Genomic DNA, 24253 nt, shown 5'->3' on the forward strand with positions numbered 1-24253 from the left:
TAAACACCGAAACCCGTAGATATACCTACGGGTTTCTTTTTTTAATTGGTATAAATTTCCGCCGCCAAATGGGACAAAATCCCATTAAGAACTTGCATAGAAGTGGAAACCAGCGTCCACTCCTGTTGAATGTTTGTCATTTGGTTTTGTAAATTCAATTGTTGTGTTTGGCTTTGCGTCAAATAATCGTGTTGATCCGTTTGCACTAGCGTATGCATCGGCCCTAATCCCCCAGAAGGACTCGCTTTATCGAATCCATTAGCAGCATAGCCTTCCAAACTCGCTAACGTCGAAATCCAATCGGTCGGCCCTCTGATCTCGTACTTATTGGCATCGTACTTACCATCTTTTTGTAGGGGGTTATAATAAAAACTTCTTAACAAAGAGTCTAAAACCGCCAATTGTTCAACAATGATCTGAATAAAAGATAAGTACAAATTCGTCTGCGTACGCATACTATTGGCTTGAGCTGCGGTCACTTTATTCCCAGTAGCTAAAGCTTCTACTTTTGCCAACAGAGCTTTCCCAAACGCTTGAGCCCGATAACAGCTGTTGATGTCCCTTGCAATATACTCTCGCTCTTTAGCTAAAGCGCTAAGAAACTCGAAGAAATCTCCACAAAAATAATTCTGTCCTTCTCTACTTTCTACAAGATAGGAGGACAGGTTGTAGTATACAGAAGAAGTAGAGAAATTATTAGTGATCGACAACAAGTCATTCACAGCATTTGCTGCCACGTTATTGAAGTTCACTTCTTGAATCAAAGGATTTAAGAAGTTTTCCTGCTTAGGAATCTGTGTATTGAGAATAAGATGAATAAAAGCAGAACCCAAACTTGTAGACTCGACCCAGCTATTGACAGCTTTTTCTCGCAAAGAAGCTTGTCCCCCTGCAGAGGCATTAAATGATGCCTTTGTTGGATCCAAATCTTCATAAGCTTGTTTAAGGGCATCTATTTTAGTTTGGAAGGTGTTGAGATACTCCGCCGCCTTGGTCTGAAACTCTGCAAGCATAGTCTGTGCCTGAGTAGCTGCCGAAGAAAGGTCTAAGCCACTTGTAATCACCGAATCCACAAACTTGCTGAAATAAGCTTGGCACACCCCATTTCTTCCTTCTATATAATTATTTTGTAATTCTGTGTCTGATGGTGCAGTTAAGGTTCCACAAAATGTTCGTTGGTTAAGCTCTTGAAATTTAGCTTTGACTTTTTGAACTACTGTATTCTTCTGTGCTTCCAGAATTGTATTGGCCATGGTGCTCTCAGCGACTTCGCAATAAGCTGCCACGTAAGATATTACATGTGCTAACGTTTGTGCCGTATTGCCATTATTTAATTGCAAAAACCTGTTTACATACTCTGTTATAAGATTAATACCTTTAGTTTCTAATACCCCAGACATTTGCGATAACGCCAAGAGTCCTGCATAGCACTCCATAACGGAAGATAATCGTACAGATGTAAATTTCTTATTATCATTGAGTCGTTTCACTCCCTCTAACATGCTCTCTAAGGAGGCTTGGGCTTGCTGGAAAGATGTTTTTTTGACTTCTAACTCTTCAATATTAGCTTCTATATCAGCTCGTACAGCTGCTAGATTCTGAGTGGCTTGTTGAAAAGCCTTGACCACTTCTCCTTTACAGATCCCCGCATCTTGACTTGTCAGGTAATAATCCATCACTTCTGGAGGTGGTAATGCAGCTTGTGTATAAATGGCATTGATGTCCGCGTCATTTAACTTGGGGTGTGTTGGTTCTGCATATGGAATCATTTTGAGCACAGCTTCAACGATCGCTTTATCCCCTCCCAAGGCTGATTCAGTTTCCATAGCACGATTAAATGCATCCATCCAAGCTTTCAGAACCCACTTTGCATTAGCTTCTTTGACATTATCTTTGGTTAAAGCATCTGGAACGGCTGGGCCTAGTGCCAAGCACTTGTCCAGCATCATTTGGATATTCTCTCCAATGTTTGCACGATGTTTCAGAAGAGCTTGTTTCACATGTGTGTTAAAATACTCGGAAACGTAATGTTCCTCATAATCCTTCAAAGAGTCTTCTATCACTTTCTCAGAAGCGCCTTGCGCTGTCAGTTGTGCAGTAACACGATCTTTTCCTTCTTGGATTGCTTGTTCTTTTTCTTTTTTTATGACTTCCTTAATGGCCTCATCGGAAGGAATATGCGCGCTAGCAAATACACCACCTTGTTCTGTCTCGATAAGAGTCGGGTTTTGTTGATAGGCGGCCATCAAAACAAGGGTTGCAGATACACTTGCTACCTGAGTCATAGGTAGTTCTGAAACTTCCTCTATTAAGGCATTTAGGCTATCTGTGATGGTAGTCACTAATACTTTTGCTGTATTTTGTTTAATTTCAGCTACTGTAGTACCGGAAATCGCTCCAGAGGCAGGCACACTACCTTCCCACACTCTCCGAATCCCACACTCTCCCCCAGGAAAAATTCTATTATTTGGATTAATGACAGACCCACCCCCCAAATAGCCTGCTTCTAAGGCTACAGCCAAGCGTCTGAGCACATAAAGTCCAGAATTTAACTCTTCAATATTGATAGCGGGCTTCGCTCGATTTTCAAAATTCGAACAAGGATTCGTGAGTTTAATTTTAAATAAACCTTCCCCAGATACGGTAGTCGGCCGGAAATTTAAATAGTAAGAAGACATAGAAACAAAAAAACAAAACTTCTTTTTTTTATTTTCTTATTAAAAAAAGTTTTTTTCTATGTTTGTTTTAATAAAAATTTTTATGGTAATCTTTTATAAAGGATAATAATCGAGATGTGTTCTATGAACATATTTAACAAAATTAATTCTATTTCAAAAGATTACACTAAAATAGAAAATCTTTTTCTTCCTACTAATCAGAAAAAGCCTCTCTTCCTTAATTGTGTAATGCAATTTCAAAAAACAGAAATAGAACGCAATGCGATTCAAAGCGTGCTTTCTCTATTAGATAACGATGTACAAGACAGCTATGAACAACTCATCTCTTCCTTATCCCAGAATACCTTAGCCACAACTGCTCAACCGTCTAACAATCCTGCAGCGATTACCTATGATCCCCCCTCCCTCAACCCTCTTTACAACGCCTCTAAACAAGCTTGGGCGCACAATGTACTAGAAGACTTTTTAGCCGTTGTAAGCAAAGCAACAGAAGCCGTATTCTTGCAATCGATGACCCCTACTACAACAACAGCTCCAGCAACTCCAGCAACAGCTTTTCAGACTTTGAGAGATCTAGAAGCTTTGTTAACCAAGTTGGTAAATAAAGCAAAAAATGGAGAGTTATCCACAGAAGATTTTGATAGGTTTTATCTTCTTCCCGACCAAATCTTTGCTGCTATTCAAGCCGTTCCTTTCGAAGGAAATCTAAAAGTTCTCTTTTCTAATCAGTTACTAGCAGCTTTGGGAGAAGATGCCTCTATAGAACAGGTATTCGCAGATATTCGAATCGAAGGACTTCAAGATATTCTTAATATTGTCCAAACCAAACTCTCGCCAGAAGAGTTTGCGTCCTTTCAAGAATTACAATCTCTAATAGACTCGCTACGAGAATATGTAGACCCCTTCCAGACAGAAGGATTTGATACAATTTTACAAACTAGTGAAGCCCTAGCTGACGCTATTATCAAAACCTCCCTCCCTAGCAATGAAAAGATAGAACTTTGCCGCAATATTGCAGATCTTTACAGAGATCAAGTGCTATCCATCAAAAACTTAGATAATGTCTTAAATGAAACTATTTTTATCAACGCGCGGATGCGTTCTCTTTTTACAGATATCTGCAGCCTAGTCGAATTTATTATGGGAAGCTTTGCTCCTATTGGTTTGAATGAGACAACTATAGAGGTAACGAATGCTTCCATTGCAGGATCCCTACAAGCTATTCGTGCTATCGATGCTCGATTTCACGAACTAACTGCTGAGCAGCAAACATTAGTCAATGAAACCGTTAAAAAACTTAATGACTTTAAAGGAGGCGATTACATTGGTGCTGTTTGGGCCTATTTTACAGCAGCGACAGTCATTTCGTCTAACGACTCGGTATCTATGGATGACGTTAAGCGAGCTTTGACGGCACAAGCCGATACTATGGTCTCTTCTTTCGCTTTAGCCGAAACGCTAAAAGCCTCAATGAAAAACATTGTCGCAGCTAACTGTAGATTTATAACGAACGTCGATGGTGTAGACCGAGATTACACGATTTGTAGTGTTGATAATTCTAATAAAGTGGTCCTAAACCCTGTTCTTCTTAACTTTGGATCTAGAGGATTTTTGCCCAATATAACCTTAGCAGCAAACAATCATGCAGAAACTTCTGCCCGTGCTTTTTTTAGATTCAGAGCTTTAACTCAAGTAGAAAGTGCAAAATTAGAAAGTACTTTACAGGGCAGCGAGCATTTTCTACAAAGAATTACTCAGCTAAGAAAGGATCTTTTGTCCTATCAACTGTTAGCACAATCTTATGAAATCCGCTCTCTTCCCCTTCCATCCGCTGTAGCTGCCGTATTGATAGACCGCTATATGCCTAAAGAAATCGACTACTTAACACAGATGAAGGCTGATTTATATTATAGCAATCTGGGATCTAGCGTAGGAAATGCAATGATTGATGCTATTTCTCAGTTTGTAAATGGAGCTACTTATTTCAATTTTGCTAGCTTTGCTGGTCAACAGCCGATGACAGCGATGGCTACAGATACTTTCCCTGGATCCATGGAAACCGCTCAAGCAAAACTCGCTTTAGAAAAACAGCAATCAAAACTTTATCTAGAGTATGCCAACAAGGCACTAGAAGAGGTAAAAACCCAATTAGCTCGTGTCCAAAATGATACAGTCATAACCAATGAGCAACGTCTACGCATTACAGACGCTTTGCAGGGGTATGCGGATAACCTCAATGCTATCAGCGGCTCCCTGGTCTTACTACAAATCTATCTTAATCCACTGAGGGTGGGAGTTCGTGACGGAAATCAAGGCGGGGGAGACACCGGAAAAGATCCCGAAGGAACTTTCCACGTCTTTGGAGGGCAGGATCAATGGCAAGCGCGTTTAGAGACTCTAGAAGACGCCCTGGTCTCAGGACTCCCATCCAATATTATTAGCGGAGGATTGTTCCCAGTACAAGCAAGTGTACAGGCGGATCAGCAAGCTTTCGCAGACATGGGCCAAAGCTATCAGTTGGAAATGCAAATGCATATGACTGCTATGCAACAAGAATGGACTGTTGTTGCCACATCTTTACAAATTCTTAACCAGATCTATCTCGGATTAACTAGAAAACTTGCGGGATAGACAAACCTAGCAGCTTAAAAGTTTTTACTTTTAAGCTGCTGTAACACTACCGAGCCAAATTACGCGCTAAGCCTAAATAAATTTGATTCAACAGCTGAAGAGAGGTTGCCACAACCATCCACTCCTGCTGCATGGAGGTGAGATGCATTTGTAGCTCTAACTGAAAATTCTGCCCCATATCGGCATAAGCTTGTTGATTAGAATGTACAAGAGCTTGCATCTGAAACATTCCGATATTTACAGCATCTCCCACTTTTCCAGAAACGACTGTGTCTTCTAAAGTCTGTAAGACTAACCGCCAATTTGTCTTATCTTGTCCATCTATACCGTTTTTCACTTCGAAAACTCCAGCAACACCATTAACAGCCACCACTTTTAATGGCTCTAGATGCGTTTTTAATGATGTGAGGGCCGTCGAAATCGCAGTTAAAATATCCGTATATCGTGTAAGCTCGTCCTTAAGTTTTGTTTTTTGCTCTTCTGATAGACGAGTATCCGCAGTAACCAGATTCTGTTGATCGGCAACTACGGCTTTAGCATCAGTTGTAATTTTCAAAAACTCATCTACCTGTTTTTTTTCTTCTTCCAGCTTCTCTTTCGCTCCATCCACAGATCCCGCGAAAATATTTGGCCCAGTTTTTCCCGCTGCCGGAGGTTGCCCAATATAGTTAGCAAAGCCGAAGTGTGTAGCAGAATTCACATAAGCACTAATAGCCTCTAAAATCGTATTTCCAATAGAGGACCCTTTGTTTCCGTAATATAACTTGGCGGAAACGGCTTCTAAAAAGCCCACCTCTTTAGGCATATAGTGATCTATCAATACAGAAGCTACAGCAGAGGGAAGGGGAGAAGCTTCTACTCCCTTAGTTTGTGCTACTGTTTTCCCAGCATTTAAATCGGCTTGCAAGTTGGTCAAAAACTGACTTTTAAGCTCTCCTTGAACTACTCGTTTATGAAGCACGCTTTTTTCGGAATCGGCTGTAAGAAGGAACCCCTCTCTTTCTTGCTTAAATACTTCTGCCTGAGAGAGCGCCACTGTCAACATTGTTTCCAACACTCTGTGAAAACTATCCCCTAACACCATCTCATCGCAAACGGCCTCTCCTCTATCATTGTAAAGAAATAGTCTGTACGTTTCGCCATTGGTTAGTGTTACCTGCCCATGTTGAGCACAAGTCTGCAAAATCTCCTGCATTTTAGCAGTAAGAACAAACGTTTGACTGAGTCCACTTAATGCTTCTGCAAAACTCTCTTCTACCCCCTCCAATAATCCGGTTTCTGGATTCTGACAATTGATGAGGATGAGGTGTGCCCATAAAACCCCTAGATACTCATCTACCTGCTGGTGCTGTAGAGATGCTACTGCGGTATTGATCATCTGTTGCTGATCTGCCGTTAAAGAACTAAAGCGAAAACCAATGGATCGCACAGTAGGTAAAAGAGTTACCATCATCGCAGGATTCAATAAAATACGCTCCTCTTCACTCGTCGGAGATAAAACCTGCAAAAGCGAAGCAACTAAAGAAATTACCTGTATAAAGTGATTGTGTTGCCAGGAATTTACCAATAAGGCTTCTTGCTCAAGATCTTGATATGCTTGAACCGCATCTACTTGCTCTTGATACATAGAAGCTATCCGCTGACACAGGTCTACCTTATAACTGGCCTTCAGGTCTGACTCTACAATTTTAGAAGAAAGATGGCCACCTACCCTCGCAATGGCTTCTAGATGTTCCTGGCTAAGAAAATCTTCACTAGAGCGTTTGATAGAAGAGATCTCAGCATCAACATCTTGAAAAATACCAAAAGTTTCTTCCGTTAAAAGCTCTTTAATTGTCGTTAAAATTATATGAAAGTTATCCAATCGCACCCGAGCAAAGGACTGCGCTAAATCCTCTTCTGTTCCAAAAAGCTGCGACAGAAATTGAAACCATTCCAATTTCTGAGTACTAGTCAAAGAAGCTTTTTGCAAAACCTTCATTACATCTTTAGAGAGGGATAGCAATGCACGCACATCCTCTGCCGATAACTGCTCTTGTTTATCTTGAAGAGCTGCGGCATCCAAACGAATAGCAAGAAGATCTCCCCGCTCTTCTTCTGTAAAAAGCGCTTCCTTTATCAAAATTTGATCGAGAAGCTCTCGTATCCCCACAACCATCCGCACAGCCCAACTCTGACGAATACCGGTAAAAATCGGTACACCAGAATCTCCATGTACCACAGCCTGTGCAATAACCTGATTCTCTGACTGCATAGAAGCCTTTGGCTGCTCCTGGATAACAGAGCTTTCTGGGAATGGCACAGTCTGTCTTTCTAACTCAAATTGTTCCAAGCGTTGAATAAGATCACGATATTGCTGGTTCGCCTTTTGATCAAAAGAAACAAGAAGCGCCTTAAGCGCTTCCTGATCCATTTTGAGCTGCTCATATTGAGTTACCTGGGAAACAATCGCAGAGTCTTGTTGAGCACAATTTTTTGCTATAGCCTCAAGAGTTTTATTATAATCCGTTGAGGGGCCTTGTGTGTGATTAATACGGGTCATCGCCAGCTCTCTAAACTCTACAGTTTCTTTTGTCGCGAACCTATCCCAACAATATTTTTTTTACAACTTTCTCTCAGAAGAGAAAAAATCGCGGGGACTTTTTTTGTAATAAGAACTTATTACTTAAAAGGCTTCTGTAAACAACGCTCCTAAAAGAAAAAAAAAGAGCCAAAAAAAAGAATTTTTTTGGCCCCTAAAAACAGATCCTATTTCTATACGTTAGGAAAGATAGCCGGAGAATAACGAAGCGATGTTCACTAAAACTTGCTGAATGAAGGCCGGTTGTTTTCTAAAGGCATTTTCCCTTGCCTCTGCCAGATTTTGCTCCCCATCCACAAACTCTTTTTCCAGTTGTGCAGCGAACTTCTGTAAACTATCTGAAGAATTTTGAACTGCAGGATAGCCAAATTGTGGAGCTTTAGAGATCGACGCTGTGAGTTTCTGCATGATCTCTTCCTGATTCGCCTGAGGATTGCTTGCCACCGCGCCCATCAACGAATCCAAAACTTGTAAGCGACTATACACATCACCAAGAGTTCTACTATCTCTTACGATAGCTTCTGCTGCTCTACGACTCGTATCTGTACTGCGTCCCTGGCTTTCTATGCCAGAACGAGAGACGGTTCTTGAAAGCGCAGGATTCGCAGTCTGATTGATAGCGGACTGCACTCCACTTCTACTTTCCGAATACAGAGAGTTTAAGCTTTTGTAAGCAGCGTATCCCTCAGAAAGAACCGAAGCATAGGAGCCGGAAGATGGGGAAGCAAAAGCCGCATTGTAAAGCCGCTTTACATTTGTTTGAATAGTTCCAGCTGTTCCAGCAGAACCTCCTCCAACTTTGGCAGCAGCAAAAGCCACTTGCCCTAAAGCTGTAGCAAGACCGTCTGCTGCCGGCTGTTTCAAAGCTTGAGCAAGAGCCTCTTTGATAGCTTGTATTTCTGCAGGAAGCCCTCCCTCTGCACCGGCTATTTGTTCTGACATAGTTTCCAATTGATTGCTCATCGCTTGCAGTTCTTTAGCCGTTGCAGGGTTGTTTACATTAAACTGTTCGATCATTGATCGGAATCCCTGCATAGCAATCGATGCCGTCTCATTATCCACGTCATCGAGCAGCAAAGAAACTCTTCCTGAAGTATTGGAAGTTTTCAAAGCTCCAGCAGCACTACCGGCAGAAGCGGACGATCCGCTCGGCCCAACAATCGGAATATCAGAACCACTCGGTTTAATAGTCTGAATATCTTTCCCTGCTTGCGTTACTTGAGCTTCTGCCTTAACCACAATGGGCGATGTGGCAATCTCCTGATTGTCTTGTTTTAACTGATCAATTTTTGCTTTAGATTCATTAATAATCTGTTGGCTAGCAGCAATATTATCGGGACTATTATTTTGCTGAGCCTGAAGAACTGCGGCTTGGCTTTGGTTCCCAGCATCCGCAATTGTTTGCAAAGCAGTGGCGAGTTTCCTCCCTTTTTCAGAAGAGTCTGTAATAACGCTTTCCGCGTCAGTAAGCACCGCAGTATAATTAGGATTAGTCAAGTTTTGCGCTTTAAGATCTTTAATAACGCCTTCTGCTACGTTTTTATTGATCTCCAATTGGCTATTAATAGCGGGAAGCTGATCCGGAGAATCTGTTGTTTTCAGAGCGTCGATCAGTGTCTGGTTCTGATTTTTAATCGTAACTAATTGATTGAGTTTATTAATAACTTCTTGGTTCGCTTGGAGATCCTGCTTGATGGCATCAATTTCTGCTCGATGAGACTGATCTGAACCTACTAACCGCTCCATATCTTGGAGAGCGGTAGTTAAATTAGCCATATTTGTTTCATAACCCGCAAGCGTAGTAGCGCTCTCTAGCCCGCTCTTTGCTTGATCAAAGTTTCTCTTAGCATCGTCATAGGTGTTTGGAGAGTTAACCGTCGTAGTGGGAGCCGAAGCCTCAAGCTTTGAGGCGGACCCGGTCAATCCGGAAAGTTTATCCGCAATAGCATCACGAAGAGATACTAAAGCGCTCTTCGCTGAGGCCAAGAAATTCCATCGGCTTACAGACGACTTGGCGGCGTTGGTTTCTTGGGTTTTTGTTGACGCTTTGGTCTCTGAAACAGAGGCCCCTTGCGCACTAATAAACGAACTTACTGAGCTCTGATTATTAGAAGAAACTGATTCTGGCCCGGATTCCATAATAAAAAAACAAAAAAACAAAACTTTTCTTCTTTTATTATAAATAAATAGCCATAAAAAAAGCCTATACCGGAAATCATCGGCATAGGCTTTTAAACTCTTGTTCTTTAAAAACTTAGAACGAAGAAATTAATCCCAGATCATATTTTCGATAGGTAAACTCACTACCTAGGTTGTTATTGGCTGGTTTAGAATACGCTGCATAGGCTCGGAAAGAAACAGAGTCTGTAAGCCCCATAACAAATTGGTAAGCTACCCCTTTGTAGTTTGTAAAGCCGTTAGCCTCTTTAGGATCTAAGCCTTGCTTAATAGCTTGCGCAAACCAGAACTTCATTTGATTTCCTCGACCGATTCCAGAAACATCAATTTCAGGAATAGCTAAAGCCTCAACATACTCATAACGAACCGTCGCAGACCAATCTCCTGCCCGTCGGACACCTCCAAGAGTGCATCCCACAAACCAAGCATGATTCTCCTTACCGGATGCAACTTTCGTCGCTGGTTTAACCGCTTGTTTCCAATTCTCTGGAATTTCAGCTAAAGGATTAAAGAGATAGGCACCATACGTGTAAAGATTTTTTGTTTGTCCATTAAACCATGGCATCGCAGTACTTTTTCCTACTAACCACTGCCAGACTAAATAATCATACTTCGTATCTGGTTTAGGAGCTGGCTGAGCGGTACTTGCATCGGCAGGATCGTTCGTTTTTGCTGTTAATGTATTCCAATCAATAACACTTGTTTTCACAACGAAGTTGCCTGGAAGCTTATTCAACACAGTTTCCACAACCCAAGCATATTCTTTCTCCGCCATATTCACGACGAAAGGACCTCCGTGAACAATCAGTGTGTAAGGAAGGCTTTCGCTAATACGCCGTGCAGCATACAAATGAATCCCATCGAAATTACTACTAAACTGTACATCGGAATCAAAAATGTCTCCTAATCCAGAACGGCCGATTTCTGCAAACACTTCAGCTTGTGTTTCTGGGTTTTTATAGAATCGGTATCCTAGGAAAGCTCTATTAATATCTAGACCTGCAGCAGAAGATTCCCCGCCAGCAATGGTCACCCAGTTCATTTTCGACGTCATCCAACTATTGGCTGCCGTGTAATCTACATATAGATTGAATTCACTACGATAGCGATTGATTGGTAGCGTTGGTTTGGCAAGAGTTTGTTTTTGTTCTAGATCTTCTTTTGCATAGATCCATCGAGCACGAACATCTCCTGCTAAACGCAAAACCCCATCGCGTTTGCGAGTTTCCACAAACCCTCTGGAATTCAAATAAGCATCTAAATCTTCAATAGACCATAGCCGGCTATCCATGGAATTGACTAGAGTAGACGCTTCTCCCGCTACTCCACAAGCCAATAACAATGCGCCTACAAACCCTTTATAAAAGTATTTTTTCATAATGTCCTTAGCATAATTTGACATCTCGTACAACCGACCCATAGTTTGTATGTTGTTGAGAAATGCTCTCAGTATTCTCTTTTCCTGGGACGCTTGATAGTTTCGCAAATGGTTACAATTCTCTTACTTACACAAGCAGGATCGTAACCAGTCCAAACACTATAGCTTAGGACGGATTTTTTCTAAAAATACAGTTCTATTCTTAAAGGAAAAAGAAGTCCTAAGAGACTAGTAACAGCTAGTTTCTTAGGATAGACTGATGCCCTTTCCAATATTGGAAGGATGTGAGATTCAGAAGATCTTCCGCTCTCAGAACCTTTGCCAGCCCAAATAGGACAGCTAAGAAAAGAGCTGATTCAGCAAAAAACACTTCACACTGATCTAAGAAAGACTCTAAAGGTTTTGCTGGATTTGCCAGGGGGTGGATGAACACTACGTATGTAGTGTTAGTCAAAATATTAATTCCAATCGTAATAAACGCGGCAAGAATCGTTGTTACAACTGTTTTTCCACTCTCTTTAAAAGTCTTCCACATTAATCCCTTGTAAATAGGCAAGCTCTTTCCTGCATAATACCATAAAATAGCCAATTGGCTCCAAGAGGCTACAGAGGTCGCATAAGCTAAAACAGCAACATGTTTGCAAACAAAACATCCAACTATGTTGAGAATCATGTTCGCAACGGCAGCAGCAATGCCTACAAGCATGGGCACTTTATAATTGCGTCTAGCATAGAACAGGGCAGAAACAAGGGGAGCTAAAGCCATAGGGATAATACTCCCACTATATCCCCGAAGCACTTCTACAATGGCATGCACAGCTGTGGTCGGGAAAACTCCATGCTCATAAAGCACGCGCACCCCAGGTAAAGCTAGCAACAACAACCCCATAGTCATCACTAACATCACAGCTACCGTAAGCTTCAAGGAAAACCGCAAAAGAGCATATCCTTGTTGATGTTCATTATCTTGAACACAACGAGAAATCGCGGGAAGAAGGACCGTAAATACCCCGAGCCCAAATAAATGAACAGGCAGCTGCTGTATACGGACAGAATACATGAGATATAAGGGGCCAACCTCATTGAGGTATCTTGCAAGCCACATATCACACAGCAAATTCAACTGGAAAATCCCCATCGATAATAACCCGAGAGAAAGCGGAGCAATTAATGCACGAATACTATCGCGCTCTTTTGGAGTTTCCCTACTTTGCCCTAAAAACTTCATGACCCCAGGAAGCGTTACCGCCCACTCTAGAACAAAGCCCACAACAAGAACCACCGCCAATCCAAAAATACGATTGCGCGGATCATAATTTCTCGCTAAAAATACGGTTCCTATCCACAGTACATTAACAACAGAAGGAGCTAATCCCACGCTCAAAAACTTCTTTTCACAATGCAACAACGTGGAATTCACGGTATACATCATCAGAAAAATTCCTGACGGAAGCAGAATAATCGTTAAAAGTAACGTATCGAATAAACTTCCAGTAACGCAAGAACACCAGACGCCAAGCCCTAATTCTATAACTAAAGTAAATATTATGGCGCTGTAACAAAAGAATTTAGAAAAGCTTCTAAAGAAAAAAGTTGCTCTAGAAATATCCTGCGCACGTAGAAACTCAAAATGCGGAATAAAAGCGAGCCCGAGAATAGGCCCCCCTAAAAGTTTTCGTAAAAAAAAGATGGTCCGAAAAGCCAACCAAAAAGAAGCCACTAGGGGATCTGCGCCGAAATAGGTAGCCATAACAATCTCGCGCAACATCCCAGTAAGACGGCTAAAAAATGTTCCGGACAACAAATTAAACAACGAGCGCACTAGCGACCCTTCATCGTCTTTTCTCATCCTTCTCCTCTTTCTTTTCATTTTGAGCATTTTCAGCTCTATTTACCGAAATACGGCTAATCACATTTTTCTGATAATGCAATAACTTCCGCTATTCTCGCTATTTATAGTTTCTTTAATCAAAAGCCTCTGGCAATCTTCTATCATGAATGATTAGATAGAGCCTGGTTATGTTCATCCTTCCTCCTCCCCAAGAACCTTTATTAGGAGCCCACACGTCTGCTTCCGGAGGACTCCATAACGCTCTTTATGAGGGGCGAGACATCGGCGCAACGACCGTTCAGCTATTTACTGCCAACCAACGTCAATGGAAACGACGTTCTTTAACGCAGAATATGGTAGAGCAATTCAGAATAGCCCTAGAAGAGACTTCTTTATCGTACATAATGAGTCATGCCGGCTATTTGAATAATCCTGGGGCCCCCAACCCTGAGATACTGGAAAAAACTCGTATTTGCATGCATCAAGAAATCGTCGATTGCATCGCTCTAGGTATTTCTTTTGTTAACTTTCACCCTGGAGCGGCTCTTTCGAAAGAGAAAGAGAGCTGCCTGGACCGAGCAATTACCAGCTTCTCACAACTAGCTCCCCTTTTCGAAACAGATCCCCCTCTTGTTGTTCTTCTTGAGACCACAGCAGGCCAAGGCTCCTTGATAGGAAGCTCTTTTGAAGAACTTGCTTATCTGATCCAGGGATTGAAAGCACACATACCTGTGGGCGTTTGTTTAGATACTTGCCATATTTTCGCTGCTGGGTACGACATTTCTTCTCCAGAAGGTTGGGAACAAGTCCTAAAACATTTTGATGAGGTTATTGGTCTTTCTTTTTTACGAGCGCTTCACTTGAACGACTCTGTTTTTGATCTTGGAAAGAATAAGGACCGTCACGCTCCCATTGGAGAAGGCTGCATAGGATCAGAAAGTTTTTGCTTTCTCATGCGCGATGAGCGCACACGCAAGCTTCCTAAATACTTGGAAACTCCTGGAGGCCCAGACTTATGGACAAAAGAGATCCGTTTTTTACAAAAAGCGAGCACACGTTAAGAGTTAAAAATTCTAGTTTCGCGTAAGCAAAAAAAAGCCCCGAAAATCGGGGCTTTGAAAGCTTTACAACTAGTCCAGCGACTGACTATGTTCTGTGAGATAAAAACTCGCAGATAACAGAAACGTTCACTGGCAAAGGAAGCTGAGAAGCTATCTGATCCAGTTCTGGAGCCACAACCAACTCCCCTTTGCAAGCTGCTTTATCAAGCGACAAATAGGCTGGAAGAGAACTCTGATCTTTGTTTTCCAAAGACTCTGTAACTATAGCTAATCGTTTGGATTTTTCTTTCAAAGAGATCTGCATACCGGGGCGAACAAAGAAAGAACGTCTGTCCACTTTCTTTCCATTCACCAGAACGTGTCCGTGAGAGACCAACTGCTGAGCAGCAAAAATAGTCTTAGCAAAACCTAAGCGGTAAACAATGTTATCCAAGCGACATTCAAATTTTTCCAAAAAGAGTTGTGCAACATTCCCTTGCTTGTTTACAACCTCTTTGTAAGCCTTGACTAACTGCTTTTCTAAGATCATCCCATAGCAAGCTTTTAACTTTTGCTTTTCCTCTAACTGTAGACCATAGTCAGATTTCTTTTTTCTCTGCATGCCGTGCTGACCCGGAGGATTGGGTTTTCTCAGCAAAGGGTTCCGACCTCTCCCAAAGATGTTAGCTCCAAAACGTCTCGCAATTCTGTTTTTAGGGCCACAATATCTCGCCATGTTCAGTCCTTGTTTTATTCCTTAAAAAACATCGCCTCGCTATTTTTTTCTGGGAGACGTTGTTGAACGCGAGTTACCCGCGCTTGACAAAATACAAAAGAGCATTCTAGTTCTATTTCCAATTTTCTACAATCGAATTCCTAGATTCCTATCCCTAAAAAATACTTCTTATTTAAAAACCCTCAAAAAACAAGTCGATTAATCTTGCTTTTTGTTTAGAAAATTCTAGAAAAGATTTCTTTTTATTTCTTCATCAAAACTCTTTGATCTTTTCTTTTTATCTCGTATACTCTCTCTCGACCCTAAAAAAGTTGCTTGAATAGACTTTAAGCTTCTGGTTTCAGTCGTAGGGCAGGTTTTCAGCATACAGGATATCTTCATGGAAAAGAATTATTATGCTTTAGCGTATTATTACTTTGGCTCTGTAAGCAATCCTCATGAAGAAATTGCTTTGCATAAGCAATTATTCAAGAACATGGATGTTTCTTGCCGAATTTATATCTCTGAAGAAGGCATTAACGGTCAGTTTAGCGGTTATCAGCCAGATGCAGAGCGCTACATGGCATGGCTAAAGCAACGCCCAGATTTTGCGAACGTAAAATTTAAAATTCACCACGTTAAAGAAAATGTTTTTCCTAGGGTTACTGTAAAATATCGCAAAGAGTTGGTTGCTTTGGGATGCTCTGTTGATACCAGCAAGCAGGGAAAACACATTTCTCCCGAGGAGTGGCATGCAAAACTTCAAGAGAATCGTTGTTTAGTTTTAGATGTTCGAAACAACTATGAGTGGAAAATTGGCCATTTTGAAAATGCTGTTCTTCCAGATATTGAGACGTTCCGAGAGTTCCCTGCTTATGCAGACCGCCTTGCTCAAGAACACGATCCTGCAAATACCCCGATAATGATGTATTGCACTGGAGGAATTCGTTGTGAACTCTACTCCGCGCTTCTTTTGGAAAAAGGCTTCAAAGAAGTGTATCAATTGGATGGCGGTGTTATTGCCTATGGTCTAAAAATGGGTACCGGGAAGTGGAAAGGCAAGCTATTCGTGTTTGACGATCGCATGGCCGTACCTATCGACGAAGCAGACCCTGATGTTACTCCCATTTCACGCTGTTCTCTTTGTAATATAGAATCTGACACGTATTACAATTGTGCAAATACGGACTGCAATAATCTGTTCCTTTGCTGTGAATCTTGCATCACAACGCATAAAGGATGTTGTTCAACAGAATGCTCTCAAGCACCTCGTATTCGAGTATTTTCTGCAGAAAGAGGAAACAAACCTTTCCGAAGAAAGCATTTATGCCCAACTATTGAGCAATGCTGTTGCGCGACGGTAAAATCTTCTCAACAAGACTAAAAAAAGAGAGGCGTCCTTTTTGGGACGCCTCTTCCAAAGTCTTCTAGATGCAAGTTAGCACAACTGTTATTTATTTCTTTTATAAAAAACACGCTGGCACAACCCTTCTAAGGGCTTCACGAGTTTTAGCCCCTCATCCTTCAGCAAACAAAGATTTTTAATACACTGCTCAAAAGCTTTATCAAGTAAATCTTTCGCAGCTTGCTCTCCAAAAAGAAGAGCATAATTCAGTTTTTTTTCTTCCTGATCATCTTGATGCAAATCAGCAAGATCATCTCGTATTTGAAAAAGAATCCCAAAATGTTCTGCAAAGGCAGAGACCAAAGAGGCGCATTCTCGTGCTCCGCCTCCAAATAACCATCCAGCTACACAAGCTATTTCAAAAAGAGCCCCGGTTTTCTTCTTGATAATACCTAAAACACTCTCTTGCGTGAAATCCTGAAAGAAGACGTCTTCATATTGTCCCCCTAAAATCCCTCCAACACCAAAGCGCTGTTCAATTAGCTCTAAAATGTCCTCATAAGCATCCTCTACCTCTTGTTGAACAGAAACCCTCTCTTTCAAAATCTTTGCATTTTTTCGGATCCTTGCATAAGCAGCAGGAATCAGCGCATACGAAGCAAGGAGAGCAGAAGCTTCATCAAAAGCCTTATGCACAGCCGGCTTTCCTCTACGCATGTCATCATTATCCATGCAAGGCAGATCATCTGCTATTAACGTGGAAGTGTGGATATATTCCACAGCGATGGCTGTATCCAAAACTTCTCGTCCCTTTTGGAGGCCATCTGCAAACAGACAAACGAGCAAAGGACGCACACGCTTCCCTCCACTCAAAAGAGCATACTCTATGGGTCTCCGTAATCCCTGTTGAGCATTTCCAAAATCCTCTAAAGAATCGCGGAGCTTGTTTTCCACCTTCGATCGATAATCATTAAAATCATCCATTTTAGAGCAACCGCCTACTTTTTTTATCAAAGTCTACCCAACCAATCTTCTTCCTAATCAACCGTTTGATTAGGAAGAATTTTTGTTGTGCTAACTACAGAACATCCGGGATTAAGCACGGTATTACACCCAACACTTACTCCTCGGCCTAGAAAAGCTCCTAATTTTTTTCTTTGTGTATCATATCGCTCGCCAGAATAACGGAAGAAAACGGTTTTTCCATCCAATCGAAAGTTTGCGCAACGAACTCCAGCTCCTAAATTCACCCGAGCCCCAAGAACAGAATCCCCTACATAAGCAAAGTGAGCCGCCTTAACATGGTGCCCTAAATAGCTATTTTTGATCTCAGAACAATGTCCAACCACACTGTGAGCTCCTGTTATTACACCGCCTCGAATATACGCACCATGACGAACCTGTGTGTAAGGTCCGATAATGCATGGCCCGCAAATATATGCCCCAGACTCTACATAAGCTCCTTCTTGGATCTCAATAGTCTCTGCATTTTTTAAATACACACCGGACTCAAGATGTCCCAAAATCCCAGAAAAGGTATGTGAAGAGAGTTTTTTTTCTAAGAGAGTTAGAATAGACCAAACAAATTCCGCCTGACTCACAATCTCTGGATAGAGAAAATCTTCCGGGGAAAAAAACGAGGCTGCTAAAACCATACTCAGCTCCTGCTATAAGCTTAGGCAGGTATTTAAGCACCCCTAGTTGTTTTAAGAAAGCTTTGTATCTTACTGTGCAAGATTTTTATTCTCATCATCAGAAAACAAATACCCAACACCACGCACTGTGACAATTCTATTTCCGTAGACGCCTAGCTTTTTCCTTAAAGAGGCTATGTGTACATCTACATTTCTCGCCACAATTGCTTTAGCGTGATTTTTGATTTCCTCAAGAAGATGCTTGCGCAAACAAAGATGACCTTTGTTCAGTAAAAGCCTTTTCAAAATGCCAGATTCAGAGGGTGTTAGATGAATAGTTCCTCCAGGAGTTTCTACCACCAGTTTCAGAACATGGAATACGTTTGGACCAAAGCGAATACTTTCTGGAACAGATTGTAAAGAACCTTGAGAAAAAAAAGCGCCTATAGCCGCTTTTAAGATTCTAGGCGTGATGGGCCGAGTTAAAAACCAAAAACCCCGCTCTAAAAGATCGATACAGATCTCTTCGTCAAAAAAATCTAACAAAACTAAAACAAAACTTTCTTCCAAGAATTTAGGAGCAAGAATCTGTTTAGGAAGTAATGAATATTCGCAAACAATTAAGTCTGCGGACGCATCTTGTTTGTATTGCTGACCGATTGTGCACCGATATTCTTCAGGATTAAGTAATTCTTTTGTGTGAAAAAATAAATCCCAATTCTCACTGACCAGTAGCACATGTTTAGGCCCAGCCATATAAACAAACCCATTTAATTATTAGATTACCTAATACAATAAAAATAATTTTTGCCAACCCCCAAAAAAAGCCGATATCTTCAGACTTTTTTTCAAGTTTCGATTACACTGCTTTTGCAATAAACAGTTACTCCTCCACGATCTAAAAATTTGTGAGACAATGAAAACATTAATTGATAACAACATCGTTAGATTCAAAAACATCTCTAAAACCAAGCAAGGGATTTTTGTTAATTTTCAAGTTAAAGGGGAACGTGGCGGGGCTTCTTTTACCGCTTCTATCGCGGTGGATATCGATGCAGCAGACGTCTCGGCAGGAGATTCTTTAGAAACCATTATCGAGCGTTGCGCCCTCATTGGTATTCGAGAATTTCAGAAATGTGAATTCCAGTTCGAAGGGATTACCTGTTTATAACAGATCCTTTTAGAGTTTTTTATTCTTTATAGCTAAATAGCTTGACTCCGAAAATCATTATTGTAAAACTGTGAGTGGTTAACACCCAGCTTTTTATCCTTTTCTGGATGTAGCGCAGCCTGGTAGCGCACTTGCATGGGGTGCAAGGGGGCGGAGGTTCAAATCCTCTCATCCAGAATTTTATTTAATCTTTCCTCCGAGACTCTTGTTTCAATCTTCCTAAATCAGTTTCTGAGTAATCGACAAACTTAAAGAATAGCTCGTACGCTGGATGAAACTGAATCACTTCCTTTGCCATATTTATGGCGATTTGTCTGTAACTCTCGTGTCCTTGTGGCTGAGAGCGCAACTCGCAAAGCCATTGCAAACCTCTTGCGTTAATATGGAAAAGCCAACGAATGTTATACGCCAAAGGAACAACATATTGAGCTTCTTCAGGAAACTCTTCTGCTATTAACCGGTAAGCCTGGTCGGCTTTTTCCATAGCAGCCCTAAATGGAGCCTCCATCGGAGTGCCTATCAGCTGCTGAGGAACGGTATACCCTAGCTTAGTCGTTAAGAGTTGTCTCTCTTGAGTTAAGATACGATGTCTTTGCAAATCCCGATAAGCCCCGAAATCCGCTGTAATATCGAAAGCAAATTCAGCGCACTCCAAACCTCTGGGGGATTTATGTCGGCGATTTTCTCGGAAAGAGGCTCCTGCTTCTAAAATGCGCATCAGATCCTCGTTAGGGATTTTGCGACAAATATCCAGTAGCTCGGCATACGTATGTTCAGAATATGGAAACAGAGAGGCCGCCGCGATCTTGTATAAACCATCCGGATCCCCGTAAACCAATCTTACTCCCGTCTCTAAAGAAGGTTCTCTTTCTTCTCCATAGCGTTTTGCAAAACTTTGGAGCTGTTCTCTTAGAGCCCGACGATAATCCACCATAGCCTGATGATGATAGTGATGAGTCTCTGCACGACTCACAAAGGATGGGATGATTTTCATCAACTCCGTTAAAGACTTCTCCCCAATATTCCGCACTTCAACCAGGTTGTTGTCCTGTAAACGATGTAATAAATTTTGCCAGAATCGACCATTACCAAAAAAACCCAGATTGGTAAGGGTAGCAGCTGGCAATAAACCTCTTAAACAGTCCAAAACTTTTGCTCGTAAAGAAACTGTATACGCGGACTGAGAAACCTCAGGATCTTTTGGGTATATTTTCTCAAAATACGCGCGAACCTGTGGGATGAGCTCCGAATACGTATTGAATAGAAAATCACAGGTATCCAAAAAGACGTCTTTAAAGGCCGAGGTCATCAAAATAGGGTCTCTATAGTATAAAAACTCCCCATTAACCTTTTGATCAAAATAAACGTATCTAGAAGACTTTTCTAGAGGAGACCCTCCTATGCGAGCATCCTCTAAAACTTTCGCAGCAAGCATAGATACTTGTTCCAAGGCGAGATGAGCTCCTCCTAACTCACCAACAGAGTCATCGCCAAAGTTGTCCAATACACGACGATAAAAATCTGCGGCTTTTTGAATCCCTAACTCACAATCTTGTTGGTCATTATCGAGAAAATCTCCGCCCTCTCCATCTAAAAATTCTTTTAAAAGAAGAGCGCGCAACCCCAAAGTAGATCTGGAATATTTAGAAAATAAAGCACCTTTAACGACTTCAGGAAGATTTTTTAAAGCAAATATCGGGGAATCCAAATTTGTCACAAAATGCGACAAACGGGCTCTTTGTTCCTCCGAAAAATCTCCTTCTTTGCTCAACATAAGAAAACTCCCATAAAGCGGATCAGCCTATCACACATAACAAAACACACAAAGTTTTTCAGCAAAAAAGCTTGTTGAAAAATTTGTTGACCACCTGTTCATAAATAGGCATAACTTTCTGTTCTGAACAGTTTGAACAAGCTGCAAACAGAGTTATGAACACTTTTTTCACAGCTTTTTCTCTCGAAAAAACAAAGTTATAAACAATTCCCACACCCCCTAAAGAAGAAGAGACTAATAAATATCTCTAAGTATTTTCTTCTAGGGGTGTGGAAGTTTTTGATAAGAGTGCAATTTTATGATGAGACTTCCCCTACTCAAACGCCTACGCAGAAATCGTAAAAGTGCTTCTGTTCGAGCGATAGTTAGAGAAACCAATATCGTTTCTAGCGACTTAATTTGGCCTATTTTTCTCAAAGATGGCTCAGGTATTCGAGAGGAAATTGAGGGTATGCCAGGAGTATATCGTTGGAGCTTGGACGTTTTAGCTAAGGAATTGGAAAGGCTCTGCCTTATAGGACTAAAAGCGGTGATTCTTTTTCCTGTCATAGATGCGAAAAGAAAAGATCAATTTGGATCTTATGCCTCTCACCCATACAACATTGTTTGTAAAGGGATTCAGGAAATCAAAAAATCTTTTCCCCATCTGTGTGTTATCAGCGATATAGCTTTAGATCCTTTCACGACAAGTGGTCATGATGGAATTTTTCATAATAACGAAGTTCTAAATGATGAAAGTGTTCTTGTGTATGGAGAAATTGCTGTGTTGCATGCAGAGATGGGAGTAGATATTGTTGCTCCAAGTGATATGATGGATGGTAGAGTTCGTCATATTCGCGAAAAAATGGATCAGATGGGGTTTGTCAACACAGGAATTCTATCCTACAGTGCAAAATATGCATCTGCTCTATACGGACCTTTTCGAAATGCTCTTTCTTCACATCCTCAGTCTGGGGATAAACGGCAATATCAAATGGATCCAGCAAACGTTCGAGAAGCTTTGTTGGAATGTTTGTCGGATGAAGAAGAAGGAGCAGATATGGTGATGATAAAACCTGCGGGCTTTTATCTAGATGTTATTGTTAAAGCTAGGGAAAGCACGCATCTTCCAGTGATTGCCTACCAAGTTAGTGGGGAATTTTCAATGATTATGGCAGCAAGTCTTCATGGATGGTTGAATAAAGAAGACGTGATCATGGAATCTTTGGTAGCCATTAAACGAGCAGGAGCCACGTCTATAATTAGTTATGCGACTCCATGGGTTTTAGAATGGTTGGCGCGAGACACGCTTCCTTTTTATGAAGGCGTTCTTTGAAGAACTAGCTAGAAAATATTAAACGTTTGGTAAAACGTTCTCCTTTGCATAACGAAGAAGAGATTCTTTAACAATAGCAAACATTTCTGTCTTAGAAGGATCTATAAATGTGGGTAGAGCAAAATCTTCTGGAGCGATCTCTAGGAGACCCAAACGAGACGCTTCTTCAAAATTTTGAGTTTCCAAAGCTTTGATAAGAAGTGCTACAGGAATAGGAAGCGCAGAGACTCGATCGTAGATCTCAGCATCTATGATCGGGCGTTTTTCTCCGTGTAAATTCGTATCCATGTCCATGAATACGCGTTTCCTTTTGAAAAATCCTGAAAGATAGGTTCGAGTAACTGTATGTTTATTCCATCCTAAACGTAAGAAAGATAAGGATTCCCGAACTTTAGGGTTAGGAAGAAGTGTTATGGTATGGTCTCGAAAACCTAAACAAGGATTCTCTTCTTTACTACATAATCTTCCTGTAAGCGGATCACCAGCAATTAAGCTTATGTCCTGGGAAGAGATAATCTCTTCTGAAAGAAGATCTTTGAAACTAGCGCCCTTTGCGGTAATCAGGTACTTCCGTTGAGAAGGAGGAAGAGCAGATCCGGCTAGGGCAACAATTTGTTGTCCTAAAACAAATCCTTTTAAGAATAGGTGCCCGATGGAGAGAACTTCTTGGAAGCTAATTGTAAAGACAATATCTTTGTCGTTTTTGATACGGGCAATGTGGTGAATATGTGTTGAAGGAGATCCCGAAGGGAAAGGACCTTTTACCGTGTGTAAGTGGGCTATAGATACTAAATCTTGAGAGGGTAAACTGAGCTTGTCTGTAGCAATAATATGCGGTTTTAACCCGAACAGTTTGGCTATTGCCTGAACTCCCACGACAAAAATGTAGTAACCGTCTTCTTTAGAAGAAAATAGACTTAGATGCTTTTCTACAGACGGGGTGAAAGGACGATTATCTGCTAGGTTGATGAAAACATCTCTAGGAGAATGGGAGGGAAGCGCAGGAATATCAAAAGGTCTTTGTTTAAAGAGGGCAAAAAGACCCTCTTTCTTAAAAACTTCTAATAGTTCTTCTCGGGATAAAGCTTGGAGATCATAAGAAAATTTAGACTGAGAGCTCCCGGGTTTCTTTCTAATCACGATATCCAGAAGAGACCTTTTGTGCCCTCTACGGATTTCAAGAATCTCCCCATCAACAGGGGAGGTAATAAAAACTCCTGGAAAAGTCTTATACTCTGCTAAAGGAGTTCCTGCTGTCACGTGGTCTTCAGGAGAAACTTTTACCCCTAGTGGAAGGGGCGCAAAAGGCCTTAGGTCCACGGAAACTACTAAAGGGTCCACCTTTCCGCAAAAACCAGACTCCTTTGGAGCGCCCTTTAAAGACAAATCTAATCCGCGAGAAACAACGATCTTCATGTCTCGGGATTATAGAAGTTTTTATAAGGGAATCCAATTTTTTTTCTTATTTTTTTTCGAAGACAGAGAATTCGTCGTTTTAGGAGCCGGTTTTTTTTCTGAGGTATGGCCGATATCATTGGTTACCTCTTTGATTAATTCTTCTGCTTCCTTTTTGTATTCATTGCAGGAAGAACGAATGGTTTCCAGCGCTCTCCACTCTTCTGGAGAAAAGTTATCAGGATTGTTAGCAAACACTTCCATTTGCTCGCGAGTCATGCCTGTTTGTTGGAGAATTTCTTGAGAGCGTTTGTCGAGCTCTTGGATTTTTTCCTGAGTTTTTTCGATAAGCATCTGATAGTCTAGATCGTTATCATCGGTAAGAGAGGCTCCAAAGGAAGGATCAAAGTCTATTTTATAAATAGAGAGAATTTGTTTTATAGAATCTATAATTTTTTGAGCAGAATTATTTTTCATAACAAAAATCTCGATCTTTTATTTAATAATAAAATTTTTCTTGTTTTTTGTGGCGTAATATTGCTCTTTTTTGTTGTTCGGCGTATATTTCCGGACTAAAAAGGGGAGCC

The 24253-nt window shown here is 41.2% G+C and carries 17 protein-coding genes and 1 tRNA gene; 6 read left to right on the forward strand and 12 right to left on the reverse strand.

The window, feature by feature from the left end:
* Positions 1–41 precede the first annotated feature (41 nt).
* Positions 42–2678 carry a CT620/CT621 family type III secretion system effector gene (locus B6E89_RS03365; RefSeq protein ID WP_080133140.1) on the reverse strand — a complete coding sequence of 879 codons (2637 nt, stop codon included), beginning with the start codon at positions 2676–2678 and terminating at the stop codon, positions 42–44.
* A gap of 114 nt (positions 2679–2792) precedes the next feature.
* Here B6E89_RS03365 and B6E89_RS03370 point away from each other — a divergent pair, with 114 nt between their 5' ends.
* Positions 2793–5309 (forward strand): CT620/CT621 family type III secretion system effector, encoded by a 2517-nt coding sequence (locus B6E89_RS03370; protein WP_080133141.1) that lies wholly within the window; start codon positions 2793–2795, stop codon positions 5307–5309.
* Between the two features lie 46 nt (positions 5310–5355).
* Here the strand turns inward: B6E89_RS03370 and B6E89_RS03375 are convergent, their stop codons facing one another.
* The 4 genes from B6E89_RS03375 to B6E89_RS03390 form a co-directional block, all read right to left on the reverse strand.
* Positions 5356–7851, reverse strand: coding sequence for a CT620/CT621 family type III secretion system effector (locus B6E89_RS03375; protein WP_080133142.1), 2496 nt, complete (start codon positions 7849–7851; stop codon positions 5356–5358).
* A gap of 219 nt (positions 7852–8070) precedes the next feature.
* The gene (locus B6E89_RS03380) at positions 8071–10029 is read right to left on the reverse strand and encodes a hypothetical protein (RefSeq protein WP_080133143.1); all 1959 of its coding nucleotides are present in this window, start codon (positions 10027–10029) and stop codon (positions 8071–8073) included.
* Positions 10030–10144: 115 nt separating this feature from the next.
* Entirely contained in the window at positions 10145–11446 is a 1302-nt protein-coding gene (locus tag B6E89_RS03385) for a hypothetical protein (protein WP_080133144.1), read from the reverse strand.
* Positions 11447–11684: 238 nt separating this feature from the next.
* On the reverse strand, positions 11685–13295 hold the full coding sequence (locus B6E89_RS03390) for a lipid II flippase MurJ (RefSeq protein WP_080133145.1): 1611 nt from the start codon (positions 13293–13295) through the stop codon (positions 11685–11687).
* Positions 13296–13465: 170 nt separating this feature from the next.
* Between B6E89_RS03390 and B6E89_RS03395 the strand changes: the two genes are divergently transcribed.
* On the forward strand, positions 13466–14338 hold the full coding sequence (locus B6E89_RS03395) for a deoxyribonuclease IV (RefSeq protein WP_080133146.1): 873 nt from the start codon (positions 13466–13468) through the stop codon (positions 14336–14338).
* Positions 14339–14423: 85 nt separating this feature from the next.
* Here B6E89_RS03395 and rpsD read toward each other — a convergent pair whose 3' ends face one another.
* On the reverse strand, positions 14424–15053 hold the full coding sequence (rpsD, locus tag B6E89_RS03400; protein WP_035407204.1) for a 30S ribosomal protein S4: 630 nt from the start codon (positions 15051–15053) through the stop codon (positions 14424–14426).
* Between the two features lie 379 nt (positions 15054–15432).
* Between rpsD and trhO the strand changes: the two genes are divergently transcribed.
* Positions 15433–16416, forward strand: coding sequence for an oxygen-dependent tRNA uridine(34) hydroxylase TrhO (trhO, locus tag B6E89_RS03405; RefSeq protein ID WP_080129487.1), 984 nt, complete (start codon positions 15433–15435; stop codon positions 16414–16416).
* 66 nt (positions 16417–16482) lie between these two features.
* Here the strand turns inward: trhO and B6E89_RS03410 are convergent, their stop codons facing one another.
* The 3 genes from B6E89_RS03410 to chxR form a co-directional block, all read right to left on the reverse strand.
* A complete protein-coding gene (locus tag B6E89_RS03410) occupies positions 16483–17361 on the reverse strand; it encodes a polyprenyl synthetase family protein (RefSeq protein WP_080126747.1) in 879 nt (292 codons plus the stop codon).
* A 53-nt stretch (positions 17362–17414) separates the two neighbouring features.
* Positions 17415–18032, reverse strand: coding sequence for an LbetaH domain-containing protein (locus B6E89_RS03415; protein WP_035407211.1), 618 nt, complete (start codon positions 18030–18032; stop codon positions 17415–17417).
* Positions 18033–18101: 69 nt separating this feature from the next.
* Positions 18102–18767 carry a two component system response regulator ChxR gene (gene chxR / locus B6E89_RS03420; RefSeq protein ID WP_035407213.1) on the reverse strand — a complete coding sequence of 222 codons (666 nt, stop codon included), beginning with the start codon at positions 18765–18767 and terminating at the stop codon, positions 18102–18104.
* A 160-nt stretch (positions 18768–18927) separates the two neighbouring features.
* Here chxR and B6E89_RS03425 point away from each other — a divergent pair, with 160 nt between their 5' ends.
* The gene (locus B6E89_RS03425; protein WP_035407215.1) at positions 18928–19182 is read left to right on the forward strand and encodes a hypothetical protein; all 255 of its coding nucleotides are present in this window, start codon (positions 18928–18930) and stop codon (positions 19180–19182) included.
* A 103-nt stretch (positions 19183–19285) separates the two neighbouring features.
* Positions 19286–19359, forward strand: a tRNA-Pro gene (locus tag B6E89_RS03430).
* A gap of 7 nt (positions 19360–19366) precedes the next feature.
* Here the strand turns inward: B6E89_RS03430 and B6E89_RS03435 are convergent.
* Positions 19367–20956 (reverse strand): FAD-dependent thymidylate synthase, encoded by a 1590-nt coding sequence (locus B6E89_RS03435; RefSeq protein ID WP_035407217.1) that lies wholly within the window; start codon positions 20954–20956, stop codon positions 19367–19369.
* Positions 20957–21254: 298 nt separating this feature from the next.
* Between B6E89_RS03435 and hemB the strand changes: the two genes are divergently transcribed.
* Positions 21255–22271 carry a porphobilinogen synthase gene (gene hemB / locus B6E89_RS03440; RefSeq protein ID WP_080123166.1) on the forward strand — a complete coding sequence of 339 codons (1017 nt, stop codon included), beginning with the start codon at positions 21255–21257 and terminating at the stop codon, positions 22269–22271.
* Positions 22272–22289: 18 nt separating this feature from the next.
* On the opposite strand, the gene B6E89_RS03445 is transcribed toward hemB, so the two are convergent.
* Together B6E89_RS03445 and B6E89_RS03450 are read right to left on the reverse strand one after the other, a co-directional pair.
* On the reverse strand, positions 22290–23687 hold the full coding sequence (locus B6E89_RS03445) for a Na(+)-translocating NADH-quinone reductase subunit A (RefSeq protein WP_080133147.1): 1398 nt from the start codon (positions 23685–23687) through the stop codon (positions 22290–22292).
* 21 nt (positions 23688–23708) lie between these two features.
* The gene (locus tag B6E89_RS03450; protein ID WP_035407226.1) at positions 23709–24143 is read right to left on the reverse strand and encodes a hypothetical protein; all 435 of its coding nucleotides are present in this window, start codon (positions 24141–24143) and stop codon (positions 23709–23711) included.
* Between the last annotated feature and the right edge of the window lie 110 nt (positions 24144–24253).

The organism is Chlamydia suis, assembly GCF_900169085.1.
Taxonomy (GTDB): domain Bacteria; phylum Chlamydiota; class Chlamydiia; order Chlamydiales; family Chlamydiaceae; genus Chlamydia; species Chlamydia suis.